The organism is Actinocatenispora comari, assembly GCF_017312725.1.
In the GTDB taxonomy this organism is placed as follows: Bacteria; Actinomycetota; Actinomycetes; order Mycobacteriales; family Micromonosporaceae; genus Actinocatenispora; species Actinocatenispora comari.
The window spans coordinates 36,464-55,357 of record NZ_BOPO01000063.1 but is presented as its reverse complement, the minus strand read 5'-3'; the positions used below and the strand labels follow the sequence as shown (position 1 = coordinate 55,357).

Below are 18,894 nucleotides of genomic sequence, written 5' to 3'. Positions count from 1 at the left end.
CCTGGCGCAGTATGGACCTGCCGGCCAGCACAACCCTGAGTGTCCGCCGAACCGCGAACAAACTCGGCCGTTTTGTTATCTCCGAGTGACGTGGGCCGATCCGCTCACTGTCCGTCGCCGCCGGCCGCCGCGGCGCCCTCCTCCGGCCCGATCTGGGCGCGTTCGGTGGCGGCGTCCGGGCCGTCGGTCAGCAGCACCGCGAAGCCGTCCTCGTCCAGCACCGGCACCTTCAGCGACAGCGCCTTGTCGTACTTGCTGCCCGGGTTCTCGCCGACCACCACGAAGCCGGTCTTCCTGGACACCGAGCCGGTCACCTTGCCGCCACGGGACTGGATCTGCTCGGTCGCCTCGTCCCGCGAGTACCCGGCGAGCGACCCGGTGACCACGACGGTCACCCCGGCCAGCGGCCGTGGCTCGTCGTCGGCGCGCTCCTCCGCCATCCGGACCCCGGCGGCGCGCCACTTGTCGACCACCCCGCGGTGCCAGTCGACGGCGAACCAGTCGCGGACCGCCTCGGCGATCGTCGGGCCCACCCCGTCGACCGCGGCCAGCTCCTCCTGCTCGGCGCCGGCGATCCGCTCGACCGAGGCGAACTCGCGGGCCAGCGCCCGCGCCGCGGTCGGACCCACGTGCCGGATCGACAGCGCGACGAGCACCCGCCACAGCGGTTTCGTCTTCGCCTCGGCGAGGTTGTCCAGCAGCCGGTGCGCGTTGCTGCCGAGGGTGCCGTCCTTGTTGACGAAGAACTCCGAGCCGGCGAGCCGGTCGGCGTCCAGCGCGAACAGGTCGCCCTCGTCGGCGATGACGTCGTCGGCCAGCAGCGCGGTGGCCGCCTTGTACCCGAGCGCCTCGATGTCGAACGCGCCGCGCCCGGCCAGGTGGAACACCCGCTCGCGCAGCTGCGCGGGGCAGCGCCGGGCGTTCGGGCAGCGGATGTCGGCGTCGCCCTCCTTCTCCGGCCGCAGCTCGGTTCCGCACTCCGGGCAGTGCGTCGGCATCACGAACTCGCGGGCGTCGGCCGGCCGCAGGTCGGCGACCGGGCCGACCACCTCCGGGATCACGTCGCCGGCCTTGCGCAGCACGATCGTGTCGCCGATCAGCACGCCCTTGCGCCTGACCTCGGAGGCGTTGTGCAGGGTGGCGAACGCGACGGTCGAGCCGGCCACCCGCACCGGGTCCAGCACCGCGTACGGCGTGACCCGGCCGGTGCGGCCCACGTTGACCCGGATGTCGGTCAGCCTGGTGTTGACCTCCTCCGGCGGGTACTTGTACGCGATGGCCCAGCGCGGCGCCCGGCTGGTGGAGCCGAGCCGGCGCTGCACGCTGACCTCGTCGACCTTGACCACCACGCCGTCGATCTCGTGCTCGACCTCGTGCCGGTGCTCGCCGTAGTAGTCGATGTAGTCCTGCACGTCGGACAGCGACGAGACCACCCGCCACCGCTTCGAGGTGGGCAGTCCCCAGGCCTGCAACGCCGCGTACGCCTCGGACTGGCGGGTCGGCTCGAACCCCTCCCGAGCGCCGAGACCGTGCACCACCAGCCGCAGCGGCCGCTGTGCGGTGATCCGCGGGTCCTTCTGCCGCAGGCTGCCGGCGGCCGCGTTGCGCGGGTTGGCGAACGGCGGTTTGCCCTGCTCGACCAGCGACGCGTTGAGCTCGGTGAAACCCTCGACCGGGAAGTAGATCTCGCCGCGCACCTCCACCAGCGCCGGCACGCCGAACTCCGCGGAGGCGGCCAGCTCGTGCGGGATGCCCTCGACGCTGCGCACGTTGGGGGTGATGTCCTCACCGGTGCGGCCGTCCCCGCGGGTCGCGCCGCGCACCAGCCGGCCGCCCCGGTAGACCAGGTCGACCGCGAGACCGTCGACCTTCAGCTCGCACAGGTAGGACACCGTCGCGCCGCCGGCCTCCCGCTCGACCCGCTCGGCCCAGGCGGCGATCTCGTCGGAGTTGAACGCGTTGTCCAGGCTGAGCATCCGCTCGACGTGCTCGACCGCGGTGAACAGCGTCGAGTAGGTGCCGCCGACCCGCTGGGTCGGCGAGTTCGGCGTGCGCAGCGCCGGGAACTGCTCCTCCAGCCGCTCCAGGTCGCGCATCAGGTGGTCGTACTCGGCGTCGGAGGCGGTCGGCGAGTCGAGCACGTAGTAGCGGTACTGGTGGTCGTCGATCTGCTCGGCCAGGGTGCGGTGCCGCTCGCGCGCCTCCGCCGTCGGCTCGGCGCCGGCCGCGGCCTCCTGCTCGGCGGTCGGTGTGCCGGACAGCTCGTCGCCGCTGGTGCTCACGCTGGTCTCCCGTCCCCGATCCGTCGCGATCCCGCCGGCCAGGAGCCGGCGGCATCACGGTATCGGCCGGTGCCGACAGAACCGTCGAGACGCTCCGGGACGGTGACCGGGCCGGCTGGGCGGACCGTCCGGCGCAGCGGCGCGCGGGCCGGCGGCGGTGGACCGGATCAGAGGGTGCCGCCGGCGACCCGGGGCGCGGTCGGGCTCACCGACTGGTCCCCGACCCGTTCCCGGGCGAGGAAGTTCTCCACGTCGAACAGGTTGCCGTTGCTCCGGCGCACCACGTTGAGCAGGGTCGACATCTGGGCGATCTCCTCGACCTGCTCGGCGACGAACCACTGCACGAACGTCTCGCCGGAGTAGTCGTGGTCGGCGCGGGCCGCGGCCATCAGCGTGTCGATCTCGTCCGCCACGTCGCGCTCCTGCTGCAGCGCGAGCGCGATCAGCTCCTCGGCGTTGTCGAAGTCGTTGCGCACCTCGTCCACGCCCGGCACCGCGACCGGCATGTTCTGGTCCATCAGGTACTGGATCATCATCATCGCGTGGTTGCGCTCCTCGAGCGCCTGCCGGTAGAAGTGCGCGGCCAGCCGCGGCAGGTCCCGGTTGTCGAACCAGACCGCCACCGCGACGTACTGCTGGGCCGCGGTGAACTCGTTGCGCACCTGGGTCTGCAGCAGCTGCGCGAACTTGGTGCGGGGCAGCTTCTTCGGCACCGACATGCGCCGCACCCTACTCCGCGTCACCGCACGGCGACCCGCGTTTGCGCCGGCCCGCCCGCGGTGCGCGCTGTTGATCACGGGGTCAGCGGACGGGCGACGGGGCAAAACCCCCCGTACCAGCACGTACGACACCGTGGTACGGCTAGCGGACGTCCGGTTCGTCGGCGATGCGGCGGGCGGCGTCCCGGGCGTACCGCAGCGCCGCGCGGGCCTGCTCCGGGCCGGTGCCGACCAGCCCGCACGCCTGGGTGAGCACCAGCTGCGCGGGCAGCCGGGCCGGTGGCAGCCCGAGTCGATGCCAGAACTCGCGTACCGCGTCCGCCGCCGCGGCGTCCGCGCCGCGCGACGCGCTGGCCGGCACCGCGCCGGCGAACAGGCCGAGGCCGGCGTCCAGCGCCTCGCCCCAGGCGTCCAGCCCGGCCGCGTCGGACGGCAACAGCGCGGTGTCCACGGCGACCGCGGCGGCGCCGGCGGCGCGCAGCAGCCCGACCGGGACGTCGGCGGCGCAGCAGTGCACCACCGCGGGCACCCGGGCGGCGGCCAGGACCGTGCGCAGGGTCTCGGTGGCGTCCGGCCCGTCCACCGGCCGGTACGTGCCGAACCCGCTCGCGGTGCGCACCCGGCCGGCGAGCACCGCCGGCAGCGACGGCTCGTCCACCTGCACCAGCACCCGGGCCCCCGGTACCCGGGCGGCGACGTCGGCGACGTGCGCGGCGACGCCCTCGGCCAGCGAGGCGGTCAGGTCCCGCAGCGCACCCGCGTCGCGCAGCACCGCGCCGCCGGACGGCAGCTCCAGCCCGGCTGCGAGGGTGTACGGGCCGCCGACGGCGACCTTGAGCGTGCCGGTGTAGCCCTCGGCCACCTCGACCAGCTGGTCGAGGTCGCGTTCCAGCAGGTCCCGGGTGCGCCGCAGGTCGCGGCCGGGGCGGGCGGCGATGCGCCAGCGGGCCGCGTACAGCTCGACCGGCAGCTCCGCGAGCAGCCCGGCGGTACGGCCGAGCAGCTCGGCGCCGGGGCCGCGGTCGGGCAGCTCCGGCAGGTACGGCAGGTCGGGCAGTTCGCCGAAGACCACCCGCAACGCCTCGCCCGGATCGGTACCGGGCAGCGACCCGACCCCGGTGGCCGCGCCCGCCGGCCACGGGTACCCCTGTTCGCTCACGACGGCAGGCTACTTGGCCACGCGGGCCGGCCGGCCACGGCGTACCCGTGCCGGGGTGGGATCGCCGAAACCCGCCACGGCGCCGTGGCGGCGGGGCGAGGCTGTCGGCATGGCGATCGCGACGGTGAACCCGGCGACGGGCGAGACCCTGCGCACCTTCGAGCCGTACCCGGACGACGAGGTCACGGCGCGCATCAGGCGGGCGTACGAGACGTTCGCGGACTATCGGCACACCAGCTACGGCCAGCGGGGCGAGTGGCTGCGGGCGGCGGCGGACCTGCTGGACGCCGAGACCGACCGGACCGCGGTCACCATGACCACCGAGATGGGCAAGCCGCTGCGGCAGGCGCAGGCCGAGGTCGGCAAGTGCGCCCGGGCGATGCGGTTCTACGCCGACCGGGCGGCGGAGTTCCTCGCCGACGAACCGGCGGACCCGAGCGCGGTCGGCGCCCACCGCGCGTACGCCCGCTACCAGCCGCTGGGCGTGGTGCTCGCGGTGATGCCGTGGAACTTCCCGCTGTGGCAGGTGGTGCGGTTCGCCGCACCGGCGCTGATGGCCGGCAACGTCGGGCTGCTCAAGCACGCCTCCAACGTGCCGCAGACCGCGCTGTACCTGGGCGAGCTGTTCGAACGCGCCGGGTTCCCGGCCGGCTGCTTCCAGACCCTGCTGATCGGCTCCGGCCAGGTCGAGCAGGTGTTGCGGGACCCGCGCGTCGCGGCGGCGACGCTCACCGGCAGCGAACCGGCCGGCCGCTCGGTGGCCTCGATCGCCGGCGACGAGGTGAAGAAGACGGTACTGGAGCTGGGCGGGTCGGACGCGTTCGTGGTGATGCCGTCGGCCGACCTGGACCGCGCGGCGCGGGTCGGGGTCACCGCCCGGGTGCAGAACAACGGCCAGTCCTGCATCGCGGCGAAGCGGTTCATCGTGCACACCGACGTGTTCGACGAGTTCTCGGCCCGGTTCGTGACCCGGATGAAGGAACTGCGGATGGGCGACCCGACCGACGAGGTGACCGACGTCGGCCCGCTCGCCACCGAGGCCGGCCGCGACGACGTGGAGGAGCTGGTCGCCGACGCCGTCGGCCGCGGCGCGACGGTGCTCACCGGCGGGGTCAGTCCGGACCGCAAGGGCTGGTACTACCCGCCGACCGTGGTCGGTGACCTCACGCCCGGCATGAAGATGTACGGCGAGGAGGTGTTCGGGCCGGTCGCCGGGCTGTACCGGGCCAGCGACATCGACGACGCGATCCGGATCGCCAACGACACCGGGTTCGGCCTCGGCGCGAACGCGTGGACCGCCGACCCGAACGAGGCGGACCGGTTCGTCGACGAGCTCGCCGCCGGCGCGGTGTTCGTCAACGGCATGGTCACCTCGTACCCGGAGCTGCCGTTCGGCGGGATCAAGCGCTCCGGGTACGGCCGGGAGCTGGCGGCGCACGGCATCCGCGAGTTCTGCAACGTCAAGTCGGTCTGGCTCGGCTGACCGCAGCACGCGGTGGGCGGTGAAACACCGGCGGGCAGCCGGGTCGATCATGGTCGGCAGCGGTGACGGACGCGGGAGTGCGCGATGGGCGAGACGATGCGGGCGGCGGTCTGGACCGGACCGGGCGGGCCGGAGACGATCGAGGTACGAAGCGTGCCGCGGCCGGCCGCCCGGGACGGGTGGACGCTGGTCCGGGTGCACGCCGCCGGGCTGAACCGGTCCGAGCTGATGACCCGGCAGGGCCACTCCCCCGGCGTCGAGCCACCCCGGGTGCTGGGCATCGAGTGCGTCGGTACGGTCGCCGAGTCGCTCGACCCGCTGCTGCCGACCGGCGCGACCGTCGCCGCGGTGATGGGAGGCATGGGCCGCGCGTTCGACGGCGGGTACGCGCAGTACGCGCTGCTGCCGGACCGGCTGCTGATGCGGCTGGACACCGCGCTGGACTGGCCGACGCTCGGCGCGCTGCCCGAGACGTTCCTGACCGCGTACGGCTCGCTCACCGCGCTCGGCGCCGGCAGCGGCGAGACCCTGCTGGTCCGCGGTGGGTCGTCGGCGCTGGGCTTGGCCGCCGTGTCGCTCGCCCGCGAGCGCGGCCTGACCACGCTCACCACCACCCGCAACCCGCAGAAGGTGGCGCGGCTGGCCGCCAACGGCGCCGACCACGTGGTGCTCGACGACGGTGACCTGGCCGCCGCGGTACGCCGGATCCTGCCCGCCGGGCCGCACCTGGTGCTGGACCTGGTCGGGGCACCGACGATGCTCGACTCGCTGCACCTGGTGCGGCGCGGCGGCACGGTGTGCATGACCGGCCTGCTCAGCGGCGAGTGGCTGGTGCCGGACTTCGAGCCGGTCGGCTCGATCCCGTCGGGTACCAAGCTGACCGCGTTCGGCTCGCAGGACCTGGCCGGCCGGGCCGGCGCGGATGCGTTGCGGCGCATCGTGTCCGACGTCGAGGCGGGCCGGTACCGGCCGGTGGTGGACCGGGTGTTCGAGCTCGACGAGGTCGCCGCCGCGCACCGGTACATGGAGGCCAATCGGGCCACCGGCAAGGTCGTACTGCGCTGCTGAAACCCGCTCGCCGCCGGCGGCCCGACCGCCTACCGTCGCCGGATGATCGCCTACATCAAGAACGTCACGTTCGACTGCGCGGATCCGCTGGCGCTCGGCGCGTTCTGGGCCGCGGCGCTCGGCTCGAACGTGGACGAGGACGCCACCGCCGACCGGGCGTACGTGGAGGCCGCCGGCTGGGGCGGGCCGAACCTGTGGTTCGTCCGGGTGCCGGAGCCCAGGACGGCGAAGAACCGGCTGCACTTCGACCTGCGGGCGCACGGCCCGATCGACGCCGAGGTGGCCCGGCTGGTCGCGCTCGGCGCCACCGTGGTCCGGCCCGGCGCCGAGCTCACCGTCCTGCGCGATCCGGAGGGCAACGAGTTCTGCGTGGAGTGACCGGGGGCCCGTCTCGCGTCCGCGGGACGTCGGGACAGCCCCGATCGTCGGGACAGCGCTGGTCGTCGGGACAGCTCTAGTCGGTGGCGACCGTGAACGGGGTGAACAGGCGCTTGACGTCGCCGGGTGGGGTGCCGCCGGTCGACATCAGGCTGACCCGCTCGCCGCGGGACAGCCGGTCGGCCGCCCACGCCTCGAACTCCGGCTGGTACGACGCGATGTCCAGCCGGACCGGCCCGTCCGCCAGATCGGTGCACAGCGCGATCGCGGTCGCCACGTCGTCCGCCACCACCGGGCCGAGCAGGCTGTACGCGCCGTTGCGCCAGCTCGCGCCGTACCCGCCGGCGGCGAGCCGGAGCCGGCCGAGGTCGACCAGCCGGCGCAGCAGCCGGGACCGGTCGGCGCCGAACGCGTCGGCGTCCAGCCGCAGGATCTCCGGCAGATCCGTCCGGTCGGCCGGCCGGGTCGGCGGCAGGTCCGGTCGGTCGCCGGACAGCGTGCCGAGGTAGGTCACCGAGCTGCCGTCGGCGCCGAACCCGAGCTTCTCGTACAGCGGGCGGCCGTTGTCGGTGGCGCGCAGGCAGACCGGACCGCCGGCCGCGGCCAGCACGTGCGACATCAGGGCCCGCCCGAGCCCCTGCCGCTCGTACCGGGCGGCGACGAGCATCATGCCGATCGCGGCGTGCGTGTCGTACCGGGTCAGCGTCACCGCACCGGCGAGACCACCGTCCGGGGCGTCGATCCCGTACACCTCGGCCAGCTCGATCAGCAGCGCCCAGCGTCGGTCCTCGCGCAGCCAGCCACGGTCGGCCGACAGCTCCTGACAGGCCGGCACGTCGGCCGGGATCAACCTGCGTATCTGCACGCGGACCATCGTCACGGCAGCGGCCGCGGCGCGCCAGCGTGATTCGGCTCTCGCCAGCCTGGTCCTCCCGGTCCCAGGAGAACCGGAGCCTGGTCGGGGCCCCCGCCCCGGCGGACGGTGAAGGCAGCCGCGGTGAGCGCCGCGGCGGGAAAGGCGATCATGACAGCGAAGCAGCTTCCCGGCGGCACCTACCGCGTCGGCGACCTCGACCTCACCCGGGTCGGGTACGGCGCGATGCAGCTCGCCGGCCCCGGCGTGTTCGGGCCGCCGGCGGACCGGGACGGCGCGATCGCGGTACTGCGGGCCGCGGTCGACGCCGGCATCAACCACCTCGACACCGCCGACTTCTACGGTCCGTACGTGACGAACGAGCTGATCCGCGAGGCGCTCGCGCCGTACCCGGACGACCTGCACATCGTCACGAAGGTCGGGGCCCGGCGCGACGAGCGGGGCGGCTGGCCACCGGCCCGCAGCCCGCGGCAGCTGCGCGAGCAGGTGTACGAGAACCTCGAACACCTCGGCCTGGACGTGCTCGACGTGGTCAACCTGCGGGTCGGCGGCGTGCACTCGCCCGAGCCCGGTTCGCTGGCCGAGCAGTTCGAGGCGCTGGCGCAGTTGCGCGCCGAGGGCCTGATCCGCCACCTGGGCGTCAGCAACGTGACGGCCGAGCAACTCGCGCAGGCGCGGGCCATCGCGCCGGTGGTGACCGTGCAGAACAGGTACAACATCGCCCAGCGCGACGACGACGGGCTGGTCGCGGCGACCGCGGCGGACGGCATCGCGTTCGTGCCGTACTTCCCGCTCGGCGGGTTCTCGCCGCTGCAGTCCGAGGCGCTGGAGGCGGTCGCGAAGCGGCTGGACACCACCCCGATGGCGGTCGCGCTGGCCTGGCTGCTGCAGCGCTCACCCAACATCCTGCTGATCCCCGGTACCTCGAACGTCGCCCACCTGCGGGAGAACATCGCCGGCGCCGGCCTGGACCTGCCCGCCGACGCCCGCGCCGACCTCGACGCCATCGGCGCCTGACCGCCACCCCGGCCGCCGCGCCCGGGTACCGCCCGGCACGGTCGCCGCGGCCGGCCGCGGTCTGGCGCCGGACGGCGGGCAGGCGCCGGACGGCGGTCGGGCCGGTCCGGCCGGCGGTGGCCCAGGCACCGGACGGTGGTTCCGGCGGCGGGCGGCGGTCAGGCGGGTCCCGGCCGGCGGCGGTCCAGGCGCAGCACCGCGAGCAGGGCACCGAGCGCGACGACGGCGACGGCGGCGGTGAACGCGATCCCGGCGGTACGCAGGCCCCACAGGTTCGCCGCCACCCCGACCGCGACGACCGGCAGCGAGATGCCGACGTAGGCGACGACGAAGAAGCTGGAGACGGTGGCGGCGCGCTCCGCCTCCGGGCTCGCCGCGGTGATCGCCGCCATCCCGGACCGGAAGCTGAGCGCCTGCCCGACGCCGATCACGACGGTACCGGCGATCAGCGCCGCGACCGACCGGCCGAGCAGGCCGCCGGCGATCCCGGCCAGCCCGGCCACCAGCACCAGGCAGCCGACCGGCAACGCGACCCGGCTGGGTACCCGGGCCAGCCCGACCTGGCCGAGCGCCGAGCCGGCGAACATGGTGAACACCACCAGCCCGGCCAGCGCCCGCGAGTCGAGCCCCAACACGGTGGCGAGGAAGCCGGGTTCGATCGAGGTGAGCAGCCCGAACACGGCGAACGCGGCGAACACCGCCACCGACGCCGGGACGAACACCGCCCGCGCCGGGGCCGCCACCGACGGCCGCTGCACGCTCAGCCGGGCGCCCGGCCGGACCGCCACCGGTTCGGGAGCGCGCAGCACGCCGATCGCCGCCGGCACCAGGAGTACCAGGTTGGCCAGGAACGGCAGTCGCAGCGGCAGCGGCGCCCACTGGGCGAGGACCCCGGCGAGCAGCGGGCCGCAGCCGAGGCCGAGCATGTTGACCGTGGTGGCGACCAGCGCCGCGGTCCGCTGCCGGGCGGCCGGCGCCAGGTCGACCAGGGTGACGGTCGCGGTGGTGGTGAAGATCCCGGCGGACAGGCCGGACAGCACCCGACCGACGAAAAGCGCGGCCAACCCGGCGTCGGACAGGAACACCAGCGCCGAGGCAGCCGACGCGGCGAGGCCGACGAGCAGCACCCGGCGCCGCCCGTACGCGTCGGAGGCCCGGCCGAACAGCAGCAGCGCGGCGATCACGCCGGCCGCGTACACCGCGTAGATCACCGTGGTCAGCAGGCTGCCGAAGCCGTACTCGTGCTGGTAGATCGCGTACAGCGGGGTCGGCAGGGTGGTGCCGACCATGGTGACGCCGAACGCGTACGCGACGAACGCGAAGCCGACCGCCGCGCCCCGCCGGGCCGTCCGCTGCTCCGTCATGACCCCCATCGTGCCCCTTCCACCGGTTCGTCCTCGGCCCGTTCCGCCGGACGCCGTCCTCCCCAGCCTGCCAACCCGTCACCGATCCCTCCAACGGATTGTTTCGATCCTGTCGATCGGTACCATCGATCAATGGAGCTGCGGCAACTCGACCACTTCGTCGCCGTCGCGGAGGAGCTGCACTTCACCCGGGCGGCGCGGCGGGTGCACGTGGTGCAGTCCAGCCTGTCCGGCTCGATCCGGGCGCTGGAGCGCGAGCTCGGCACCGACCTGTTCGTCCGCACCAGCCGGCGGGTCCGGCTCACCGCCGCCGGCGCGGCGCTGCTCCCCGCGGCCCGGCAGGCACTCGCCGCCGCCGCGGACGGCCGGGACGCGGTCGCCGGGGTGCGCGGGGTGCTGCGCGGCCGGCTGTCGGTCGGCGTGCTGCAGACGCTCGGCGGCATCGACCTGCCGGCGCTGCTGACCGAGTTCCACCGCCGGCACCCCGGGGTGGCGCTGCGGCTGACCAACTCCAGCGCGTCCGGGCTGGCCCGGGCCACCGCCGCCGGCGAGCTGGACGTCGCGTTCGTGGACCGGCCGATCGACCCGCGCGGCCTGCGCGAGATCCCGCTCGGAGCCGAGGATCTGGTGCTCGCGGTCGCCGCCGCCGACCCGCTCGCGGCGGCCGGCACCGTCGCGCTCGACGCGCTCGGCGACCGCGACTTCGTCGAGTACCGGCCGGACTCGTCGCTGCGCCGCCGCATCGACGAGGTCTGCGCCCGGCACGGGCTGACCCGCCGGGTCTGCTGCGAGGTCGACACCATCGCGCACCTGGTCGAACTGGTCGCGCACGGGCTGGGTGTGTCGCTGTTGCCGCCGCTGACCGTGCGCGGCACCGACCGGATGGTCGGGCTGCGCACCGACCCGCCGATCCCGCGCGAGCTGCTCGCGGTGGTCGCCGCCGACCGCACCCCGCCGCCGGCCGCCACCGCCCTGCTCGCCCTGCTCCCGAACGCGACGGCAGGCTGACCGCGACGCGGCAGCGGTCGTCGGGGCCGGGCCGGCGTGGATCAGGCGGCGGCGGCGATCGTCGCCGAGCCGAGCACCACGTCGCCGGCCGGGTCGCGGCGGTACACCACGATCGCCTGGCCCGGCGCGACCCCGCTGGCCGGCGCCCGCAGCGTCGCGGTGAGCCCGGCGGCGTCGTGCGTCACCCTCGCGTCGTACACCTCGCCGTGCGCGCGCAGTTGCACCTGGCAGTCGAACGGGCTGGCCGGCGGCGGCACCGTCCACACCGGACGCTCCGCGGTGACGGTGTCGACGGCGAGCGCCTCGCGCCGGCCCACCGTCACCGTGTTCTGCACCGGCGTGATGGACAGCACGTACCGGGGCGCTCCGTCGGGCGCCGGGCGGGTCAGGTTGAGCCCGCGCCGCTGCCCCACCGTGTACGCGTACGCCCCGTCGTGGCTGCCGAGCACCTCGCCGGTGTCCGCGTCGACGATGTCGCCCGGCGCGCTGCCCAGCTCGCGGTGCAGGAAGCCGCGGGTGTCGCCGTCGGCGATGAAGCAGATGTCGTGGCTGTCCGGCTTGTCGGCGACGGCGAGACCGCGCCGCGCCGCCTCGGCCCGTACCTGCGCCTTGGTCGAGTCGCCGAGCGGGAAGACCGCGCCGGCCAGCTGGTCGGGCCGCAGCACGGCCAGCACGTACGACTGGTCCTTGGCCTGGTCGACCGAGCGGCGCAGCACCCCGTCCGCCAGCCGGGCGTGGTGGCCGGTGACCACGGCGTCGAAGCCCAGCGCGCGGGCCCGGTCCAGCACCGCGGCGAACTTGATCTTCTCGTTGCAGCGCAGGCACGGGTTCGGGGTGCGACCGGCCGCGTACTCGGCGAGGAAGTCGGCGACCACGTCCTCGCGGAACTCCTCGGCCATGTCCCACACGTAGAACGGGATGCCCAGCACGTCGGCGGCGCGGCGCGCGTCCCGGGAGTCCTCCAGGGTGCAGCAGCCGCGGGCGCCGGTGCGGTAGGCCTGCGGGTTCGCCGACAGCGCCAGGTGCACGCCGGTCACGTCGTGCCCGGCGTCGACCGCGCGCGCGGCCGCCACCGCCGAGTCGACCCCGCCCGACATCGCCGCCAACACCCTCATGACCCACATCCCCCAGCACCGCGTGGACCGCCGTCGATCCGCAACGGCGAGCCTAACGCGCCGCCGGATGGCCGGGCAGCGGTGGTTCGACCGGCCGTACCTGCGGGATCCGCCCGGCCGCGACCAACTGCGCGTACTGCGCCTGCGCGTCGTCGGTCACCGGATCCACCCAAACCGCCGTGCCGTACGCACACACCTCGTTGACGCCGGCGGTCAGCGCGCCGGTGTCGAACCGCATCCCGACGATCGCGTTGGCGCCCCGGTTCCACGCCTCGGCGACCAGCCGGCCCATCGCCTCGTTGCGGCACTGGATCACCAGCCTGGTCGCCGCGGACACCTCCCCGCCGCCGAGCGAGGAGAACCCGCCGCCGAAGCCGAGCGACCGGACGGTGATCCCGAACGCCTCGCCCAGTACCAGCCTGATCCGGTACCCCGGGATGTCGTTGGTGGTGACGATCAGCATGGCCGCGATGGTGGCCGACCCGGGCAACCGGCCGGCTCCGCCCGGCGCCCGTGCGGCCGCGATGCGAGGATGGGTGCGATGAAGCGGCTTTCGTGGTGGCCGGTGCTGGTGCTGGCGGCGCTGTGCGTGGCGAGTTTCGGGTTGCTGGCGTGGGGCGCGCACGAGGCGAAGACCGCGTACGACTGCCTCGAGAACGGCGTCTTCCCGGCCAGCATCAACGACGGCGCGTGCGAGCTGCACACGCCGAACGGGATCCGGCGCATCCCGCTGCACGGACCGGGATTCCTCGCCACCGGCATCGCCGGCGTGGTCGGCGCGGTGCTGCTGATCGTCGTCGCGGTACAGACGATCCGGCGGCTGCTGCGCGCCGGCACCGCACCGCCCGAACCGGACGACCAGCCGAGCGGCCCGGCCGGGCGCGGACCGGCCGGCCGGACGCGCTGACCGCGCTCCGATCCCGGGCGAGGCTCAGCGGCGGCGGGAGACCGCGGTGGCGCGGCGGGCCCGGTCCACCGCGGCCGGCAGCGCGTCGAGCAGCGCGGTCACGTCGGCGGCGGTCGAGGTGTGGCCCAGCGAGAACCGCAGCGAGCTGCGCGCCCGGTCGCCGTCGGCGCCCATCGCGAGCAGCACGTGGCTCGGCTGCGCCACCCCGGCCGAGCAGGCCGAGCCGGTGGAGCACTCGACGCCGGCCGCGTCCAGCAGCATCAGCAGCGCGTCGCCCTCGCAGCCGGGGAACGAGAAGTGCGCGTTGCCGGGCAGCCGGTCGACCGGGTCGCCGTTGAGCACCGCGTCCGGCACCGCGGCTCGGACCCGGGCGACCAGGTCGTCGCGCAGCGCGGCGAGCCGCCGCGCCTCGTCCTGCTGCCGGGACACGGCGTCGTCGACGGCGGTGGCGAGAGCGGCCACGCCGGCCACGTCGAGGGTGCCGGACCGCACGTCGCGTTCCTGGCCGCCGCCGTGCAGCACCGGCGTGCACGCCACGTCGGTACGCAGCAGCAGCGCGCCGACGCCGACCGGTCCACCGATCTTGTGCCCGGTGACGGTCATCGCCGCGGCACCGGAGGCGCCGAAGTCGACCGGGACCGCGCCGAGCGCCTGCACCGCGTCGGTGTGCAGCGGCACCCCGGCCTCGGCGGCGACGGCGGCCAGCTCGGCGATCGGCGTGACGGTGCCGACCTCGTTGTTCGCCCACATGGTGCTGACCAGTGCGGCCCGGTCGCGGTGCGCGGCGAGCACCGCGGCGAGCGCGTCCGGTGTCACCCGGCCGGCCGCGTCGACCGGCACCGGGACCACCGTGACGCCCTGGTGGTCGGCCAGGAAGTGCGCCGCGTCCAGCACCGCGTGGTGTTCCGCCGCGCCGACCAGCAGGACGTCCCGGGCAGGGTCGGCGGCGCGCCTCGACCAGGTGATGCCCTTCACCGCCAGGTTGTCGCTCTCGGTGCCGCCGGAGGTGAACACCACCTCGCTGGGTCGGGCACCGAGCCGCTCGGCGATCTGCTCGCGCGACTCCTCGACCACCCGGCGGGCGGCGCGGCCGGAGGCGTGCAGCGAGGAGGCGTTGCCGAACCGACCGGCGGCCCGCACGTACGCGTCCAGCGCCGCCGGCAGCACCGGCGTGGTGGCCGCATGGTCCAGATACGCCATGCGCCCAGCTTATTGGCCCGGGCCGGGCCCGCCTATTGCAGGTAGGACTCGACCTCGGAGCTGGGCCGCACCCGCTCCGCGGTCGGGTCCTGGCCGGCGTCCTCCCGGGCCCGGCGGCGGCGCAGCAGGTCCCAGCACTGGTCGAGCTGCTGCTCGACGGCGGCCAGCCGGGCCCGCTCCTCGTCGCTGCCGCCGGCGTCGCGCAGCCGGTGCTCCTCGGCCACCAGGTCGTGGATCTGCCCCAGTACGTCCTTGTCGTTCACCGCATCCACCCCAGTTCTGTTCACCGTGGCTCGACGGTACCGGGAAACCGGGCGTCAGGCTGCCGCGACGCGGTCGATCCAGGCGTGGCCGGGGTGGAGGCGCCGCAGCGCGCCGGCCAGCCAGTCGCGCTGCGCCGGCGACAGCAGCGGCAGGGTGGCGGTGAGGTCGGCCACGTCCTTGTCCCGGGCGTGCTTGGCCTTCATCAGCAGCACCACCTCGGGCCGCTGGTACGGCACGCCGGACGCGGACCGCGCGATCGTGTCGGCGAGCGGCCGGACGAGCCGATCGTCCCGCTTGCACACCCACTGATCGCGACTGCCCGGATCGAGGAACAGGTCGGTACGGAACACGTCGTCGGCCGCGGTCGCGGTCCACACCTGGGTGATCTGCGGCGGCGGCAGCTCGTGGGCCGGCAGCGGCCACAGCTTCCCGTTCCCGGCCGCGTACTGGGTGAGCCCGCCGCCGGCGAGCAGCGCGGCCCGGAACGCCGGGAAGTCCGGCCGGCAGATGCCGAACTCGAGGTCCTCGTGGTCGCGCAGCGGGCCGGTACCGGCGTCGCGGTGGAACAGCTCGATCGCCCAGCCGCCGCACACCCACCACGGGGCGTCGACGCCGGCCAGCCGCTGCGCGAGCTGCTCGGGCGTCCACGGGTCCCAGTTGTCCACGTCGAGGTCGACCGGCGTGCCCGCACCGGGTACGGGCACGCCCTCGACCGGAGCGTCGGTCACTTGCCGAAACGGCGCACCAGCGCCCAGGCCCCGGGCAGCACCCCGGCCGCCAGCGCGACCTTGATCGCGTCGCCGATCAGGAACGGCAGCACGCCGGCGACCAGCGCCGCGGGCACCGTCATGCCGACGATGCCGACCAGCCAGGACACCCCGAACGCGTAGATCACCGCGTTGCCCAGCAGCATCGTGCCGACGGTGCGCAGCGGGGTCCGGTCACCGGCGCGGCGGGCCAGCTCGCCCACCAGCAGCCCGGCCGCGAGATAGCCCAGGATGTAGCCGAACGACGCACCGCCCGCGCCGGAGGTGCCGCCGGCGAACCACGGCACGCCCGCCATCCCGACCGCGAGGTACAGCGCCATCGAGGCGAGCGCCCGCCACGGGCCCAGCGCCGCCGCGACCAGCAGTACCGCGAAGGTCTGGCCGGTCACCGGCACCGGGGACAGCGGCTCGATCGGCACCGACAGCTGGGCGGCCAGCCCGGTCAGCGCGGCACCGCCGGCGACCAGCAGCGCGTTGCGGGCGACGGAACCGGGGATCAGGTCGGCGAGCACCTGCCGACGCAGCACGACCGGGCTAGTGGACACAACTTCCTCCAGGGGGTGCACGTGAAGTCAACCGCGAACAGCCTAGGACACCGCGATCGCCGTACCTGTCGGCTTTCCCGCCGGGTACCGGCTCTCCCGGCACCGCGCGCGGGCGGCACGCCGGGCGTTGCCGGGATGCGCAGGATTGTCAAGCCCCCGGTACGACAGATCGTCACCGCAGACCCTGTGCCGCGCCGGCCCCGGTCCGGGGCGGGCCGGCCAGCCGCGGCCGGGATTCGGGTGGACGGCACGAAGCGGTACGCCGCCACTGCGACGTACCGCTTCGGCTCGGATCGGCGCCGGGTCAGCCCTGGCGCTTGCGGATCTGCTCGACCGCCTGCGGGACGACCTTGAACAGGTCGCCCACGATGCCGTAGTCGGCCAGTTCGAAGATCGGCGCCTCGTCGTCCTTGTTGATCGCGACGATGGTCTTCGAGGTCTGCATGCCGGCCCGGTGCTGGATCGCGCCGGAGATGCCGATCGCCAGGTACAGCTGCGGCGAGACGGTCTTGCCGGTCTGGCCGACCTGGAACTGGTGCGGGTAGAAGCCGGAGTCGACCGCGGCCCGGGACGCGCCGACCGCGCCGCCGAGCAGGTCGGCCAGCTCCTCGATCAGGGCGAAGTTCTCGGCGCTGGCGACACCGCGCCCACCGGAGACGACCACCCCTGCCTCGGTCAGCTCCGGCCGGGAGCCCTTCTGCTCGGCGACCCGCTCCAGCACCGTGGCGCCCTTCGCCGCGTCGGACACCGTGGCGTCGACGCTGACCCGCTCACCGGCGGCCGGGGCCGGCTCCGGGGAGACCGAGTTCGACCGGACCGTGACGACCGGCAGGCCGTTCGCCTTCGCGGTGACGATGGTCGAGCCGGCGAACACCACCTGGGTGACGGTGCCGTCGGCGGCGATGTCGGAGACATCGGTGAGCAGCCCGGCGTCCAGCTTGACCGCCAGCCGCCCGGCGATCTCCTTGCCCTCCTGAGAGGAGGGCAGCAGCACCGCCGCCGGCGACACCTCGCCGACCAGCCGGGCCAGCACCTCCGCCTTCGGCGCCACCAGGTGGCCGGCGATCTCGTCGCTCTCGGCGGCGTAGATCTTGACCGCGCCGTACTCGGCGAGCGGGCCGGCGAGCGCGTCGGCGGTGCCGGGCGCACCCAGCACCACCGCGGCGGGTTCGCCGAGCCGGCGGGCCAGCGTCAGCGCCTCCAGGGTCGCCTTCCGCACGCCGCCCGACGCCGTGCCGTCCGCGACGACCAGTACCTCAGCCATCTGTCCTTGCCTCCGCGATCGCGGTCAATCGGTGCGGGCGGCTACCGCCCGGCGGCCTTCTTGACCTTGCCGTATTCGTACATGTTCTTGCCCAGCGCGAACCAGTTGAAGAAGATCACCGAGCTGATCGACCACCAGCCGGCCAGCAGGCAGTGCAGCTGCGCCTGCTTGTACTTCGCGGTGATCTGCTCGAAGCTGCCCTGGTAGCGGCGCGTGTTCTGCTGCCACAGCAGCAGCATCCCGGTGTGCTTGACGAACGTCGCCGTCAGCGCCGCGCCCGGCTGCCCGTATCCCTGCTGCCCCGCGCCCGGCCCGTAGCCCTGCGGCGCCGGACCCGGCTGCCCGTACTGGGACTGCCCGTACTGGGACTGCCCGTACTGGGACTGCCCGTACTGGGGCTGCCCGTACTGCGGCGACCCGGACTGGGGCGGCGCGTACTGGGGCGGCGGGCCGGGCGCGTACTGCGCGGCCGGGGGCTGCGGTCCACCGGCCGGCGGTGGGTACTGGCCCGGCGGCTGCTGCGGCGGGAACTGTTGGGGCACAGGCGAACCGGGTCCGGACGGCTGCGCCGCCGGCACCGGGCCGGGCTGGGAAGGGTAGGTCATGACCGAGTAACTTAGACGAACTTCTCGGTGGCCAGGAACTCGACCAGCGCGACGCCGCCCTCGCCCTCGTCGGGCACCCGGGTACCGGCCTGCCGGGCCGGCCGGGGCTGCGCCGACAGCACCGTGGTGTGCGCGTTCGCACCACCCACCGCGGTGGGCTCGATGCCCAGGTCGGCCAGCGACAGCGTCTTCACCGGCTTCTTCTTGGCCGCCATGATGCCCTTGAACGACGGGTACCGCGGCTCGTTGATGGTGTCCCAGACGCTGACGATCGCCTTGCCGGTGGCCGCCACGACCTCGTACCCCTCGTCGGTCTGGCGCTCGATGGTCCGGGTGTCGCCGTCCACGGTGAGCTTGCGGGCGCCGGTGAGCGCCGGGACGCCGAGCCGCTCGGCGATCATGTGCGGGATGACCTGCACCCGGCCGTCGGTGGCCTCGGCGCCGGCGAGGACCAGGTCCCACTCCAGGGTGCCGAGCGCGGCGGCGATGACCGCGGAGGTCTGCACCGCGTCGGAGCCGGCAATCGCGTCGTCGACGACGTGCACGGCCCCGTTCGGGCCCATCGACAGGGCCTTGCGGATCGACTCGGTGGCGCGGTCGGGGCCGACGGTCAGCAGGGTGACCTCGCCGCCCTGCGCCTCGGTGATGCGCAGCGCCTCCTCGATGGCGTACTCGTCCATCTCGTTGATGACGTTGCTGGCCGACGCGCGGTCGACCGTCCAGTCATCGGACTTCAGCGTGCGCTCGGCACCGGAGTCCGGTACCTGCTTGACCAGGACGACGATGTTCATCGTTGCCGCAGACCTCCTGCTAACCCGAGCATTGTCACGAGACCACGACCGGTGACCGGTCGCACGCAGCCAACATAGTCTGCC

The 18,894-nt window shown here is 74.5% G+C and carries 20 protein-coding genes; 6 read left to right on the top strand and 14 right to left on the bottom strand.

The genetic code is table 11. The annotated features are described in order from the left end of the window. Positions 1-104 precede the first annotated feature (104 nt). The 3 genes from ligA to NUM_RS18155 form a co-directional block, all read right to left on the bottom strand. Positions 105-2,282 (bottom strand): NAD-dependent DNA ligase LigA, encoded by a 2,178-nt coding sequence (gene ligA, locus NUM_RS18165; RefSeq protein ID WP_225918663.1) that lies wholly within the window; start codon positions 2,280-2,282, stop codon positions 105-107. 167 nt (positions 2,283-2,449) lie between these two features. After that, positions 2,450-3,001, bottom strand: coding sequence for a ferritin (locus NUM_RS18160; RefSeq protein ID WP_207126071.1), 552 nt, complete (start codon positions 2,999-3,001; stop codon positions 2,450-2,452). A gap of 142 nt (positions 3,002-3,143) precedes the next feature. Next, the gene (locus NUM_RS18155) at positions 3,144-4,160 is read right to left on the bottom strand and encodes a uroporphyrinogen decarboxylase/cobalamine-independent methonine synthase family protein (protein ID WP_207126070.1); all 1,017 of its coding nucleotides are present in this window, start codon (positions 4,158-4,160) and stop codon (positions 3,144-3,146) included. On the opposite strand from NUM_RS18155, the gene NUM_RS18150 reads away from it, so the two are divergent. The 3 genes from NUM_RS18150 (at position 4,120) to NUM_RS18140 (ending at position 7,089) form a co-directional block, all read left to right on the top strand. Beyond that, the gene (locus tag NUM_RS18150; protein WP_263975132.1) at positions 4,120-5,643 is read left to right on the top strand and encodes an NADP-dependent succinic semialdehyde dehydrogenase; all 1,524 of its coding nucleotides are present in this window, start codon (positions 4,120-4,122) and stop codon (positions 5,641-5,643) included. The two genes, NUM_RS18155 and NUM_RS18150, sit on opposite strands and share 41 nt — an antisense overlap. An 84-nt stretch (positions 5,644-5,727) precedes the next feature. Continuing rightward, the gene (locus tag NUM_RS18145) at positions 5,728-6,711 is read left to right on the top strand and encodes a zinc-binding dehydrogenase (protein WP_207126068.1); all 984 of its coding nucleotides are present in this window, start codon (positions 5,728-5,730) and stop codon (positions 6,709-6,711) included. Positions 6,712-6,753: 42 nt separating this feature from the next. Next, positions 6,754-7,089: a VOC family protein gene (locus tag NUM_RS18140; protein WP_207126067.1), complete on the top strand. Its 336-nt coding sequence runs from the start codon at positions 6,754-6,756 to the stop codon at positions 7,087-7,089. 76 nt (positions 7,090-7,165) lie between these two features. Here NUM_RS18140 and NUM_RS18135 read toward each other — a convergent pair whose 3' ends face one another. Then, positions 7,166-7,954 (bottom strand): GNAT family N-acetyltransferase, encoded by a 789-nt coding sequence (locus NUM_RS18135; protein WP_207126066.1) that lies wholly within the window; start codon positions 7,952-7,954, stop codon positions 7,166-7,168. 159 nt (positions 7,955-8,113) lie between these two features. Here NUM_RS18135 and NUM_RS18130 point away from each other — a divergent pair, with 159 nt between their 5' ends. Continuing rightward, positions 8,114-8,980, top strand: a complete 867-nt coding sequence (locus NUM_RS18130; RefSeq protein WP_207126098.1) for an oxidoreductase — start codon at positions 8,114-8,116, stop codon at positions 8,978-8,980. A 158-nt stretch (positions 8,981-9,138) separates the two neighbouring features. On the opposite strand, the gene NUM_RS18125 is transcribed toward NUM_RS18130, so the two are convergent. Next, positions 9,139-10,344 carry an MFS transporter gene (locus NUM_RS18125; protein ID WP_207126065.1) on the bottom strand — a complete coding sequence of 402 codons (1,206 nt, stop codon included), beginning with the start codon at positions 10,342-10,344 and terminating at the stop codon, positions 9,139-9,141. Positions 10,345-10,476: 132 nt separating this feature from the next. Between NUM_RS18125 and NUM_RS18120 the strand changes: the two genes are divergently transcribed. Beyond that, positions 10,477-11,352, top strand: a complete 876-nt coding sequence (locus NUM_RS18120; RefSeq protein WP_207126064.1) for a LysR family transcriptional regulator — start codon at positions 10,477-10,479, stop codon at positions 11,350-11,352. A gap of 41 nt (positions 11,353-11,393) precedes the next feature. Here the strand turns inward: NUM_RS18120 and mnmA are convergent, their stop codons facing one another. Next, on the bottom strand, positions 11,394-12,467 hold the full coding sequence (gene mnmA / locus NUM_RS18115) for a tRNA 2-thiouridine(34) synthase MnmA (protein WP_207126063.1): 1,074 nt from the start codon (positions 12,465-12,467) through the stop codon (positions 11,394-11,396). Between the two features lie 52 nt (positions 12,468-12,519). Further along, entirely contained in the window at positions 12,520-12,930 is a 411-nt protein-coding gene (locus tag NUM_RS18110) for a heavy metal-binding domain-containing protein (RefSeq protein WP_207126062.1), read from the bottom strand. Between the two features lie 78 nt (positions 12,931-13,008). On the opposite strand from NUM_RS18110, the gene NUM_RS18105 reads away from it, so the two are divergent. Continuing rightward, positions 13,009-13,374: a hypothetical protein gene (locus NUM_RS18105; protein WP_207126061.1), complete on the top strand. Its 366-nt coding sequence runs from the start codon at positions 13,009-13,011 to the stop codon at positions 13,372-13,374. 24 nt (positions 13,375-13,398) lie between these two features. Here NUM_RS18105 and NUM_RS18100 read toward each other — a convergent pair whose 3' ends face one another. The 7 genes from NUM_RS18100 to NUM_RS18070 form a co-directional block, all read right to left on the bottom strand. Next, on the bottom strand, positions 13,399-14,574 hold the full coding sequence (locus NUM_RS18100; protein ID WP_207126060.1) for a cysteine desulfurase family protein: 1,176 nt from the start codon (positions 14,572-14,574) through the stop codon (positions 13,399-13,401). Positions 14,575-14,606: 32 nt separating this feature from the next. Next, positions 14,607-14,837, bottom strand: a complete 231-nt coding sequence (locus NUM_RS18095; RefSeq protein ID WP_203965495.1) for a DUF2630 family protein — start codon at positions 14,835-14,837, stop codon at positions 14,607-14,609. Between the two features lie 54 nt (positions 14,838-14,891). Beyond that, positions 14,892-15,566 (bottom strand): hypothetical protein, encoded by a 675-nt coding sequence (locus NUM_RS18090; protein WP_207126059.1) that lies wholly within the window; start codon positions 15,564-15,566, stop codon positions 14,892-14,894. Further along, entirely contained in the window at positions 15,563-16,150 is a 588-nt protein-coding gene (locus tag NUM_RS18085; protein WP_207126058.1) for a biotin transporter BioY, read from the bottom strand. The genes NUM_RS18090 and NUM_RS18085 overlap by 4 nt, the downstream gene beginning before the upstream one ends. Positions 16,151-16,454: 304 nt before the next feature. Then, complete coding sequence (locus tag NUM_RS18080) at positions 16,455-17,414, bottom strand: electron transfer flavoprotein subunit alpha/FixB family protein (protein WP_207126057.1); 960 nt, start codon at positions 17,412-17,414, stop codon at positions 16,455-16,457. Positions 17,415-17,455: 41 nt separating this feature from the next. Beyond that, positions 17,456-18,019, bottom strand: coding sequence for a hypothetical protein (locus NUM_RS18075; protein ID WP_207126056.1), 564 nt, complete (start codon positions 18,017-18,019; stop codon positions 17,456-17,458). Between the two features lie 11 nt (positions 18,020-18,030). Then, positions 18,031-18,810, bottom strand: coding sequence for an electron transfer flavoprotein subunit beta/FixA family protein (locus NUM_RS18070; RefSeq protein WP_207126055.1), 780 nt, complete (start codon positions 18,808-18,810; stop codon positions 18,031-18,033). Between the last annotated feature and the right edge of the window lie 84 nt (positions 18,811-18,894).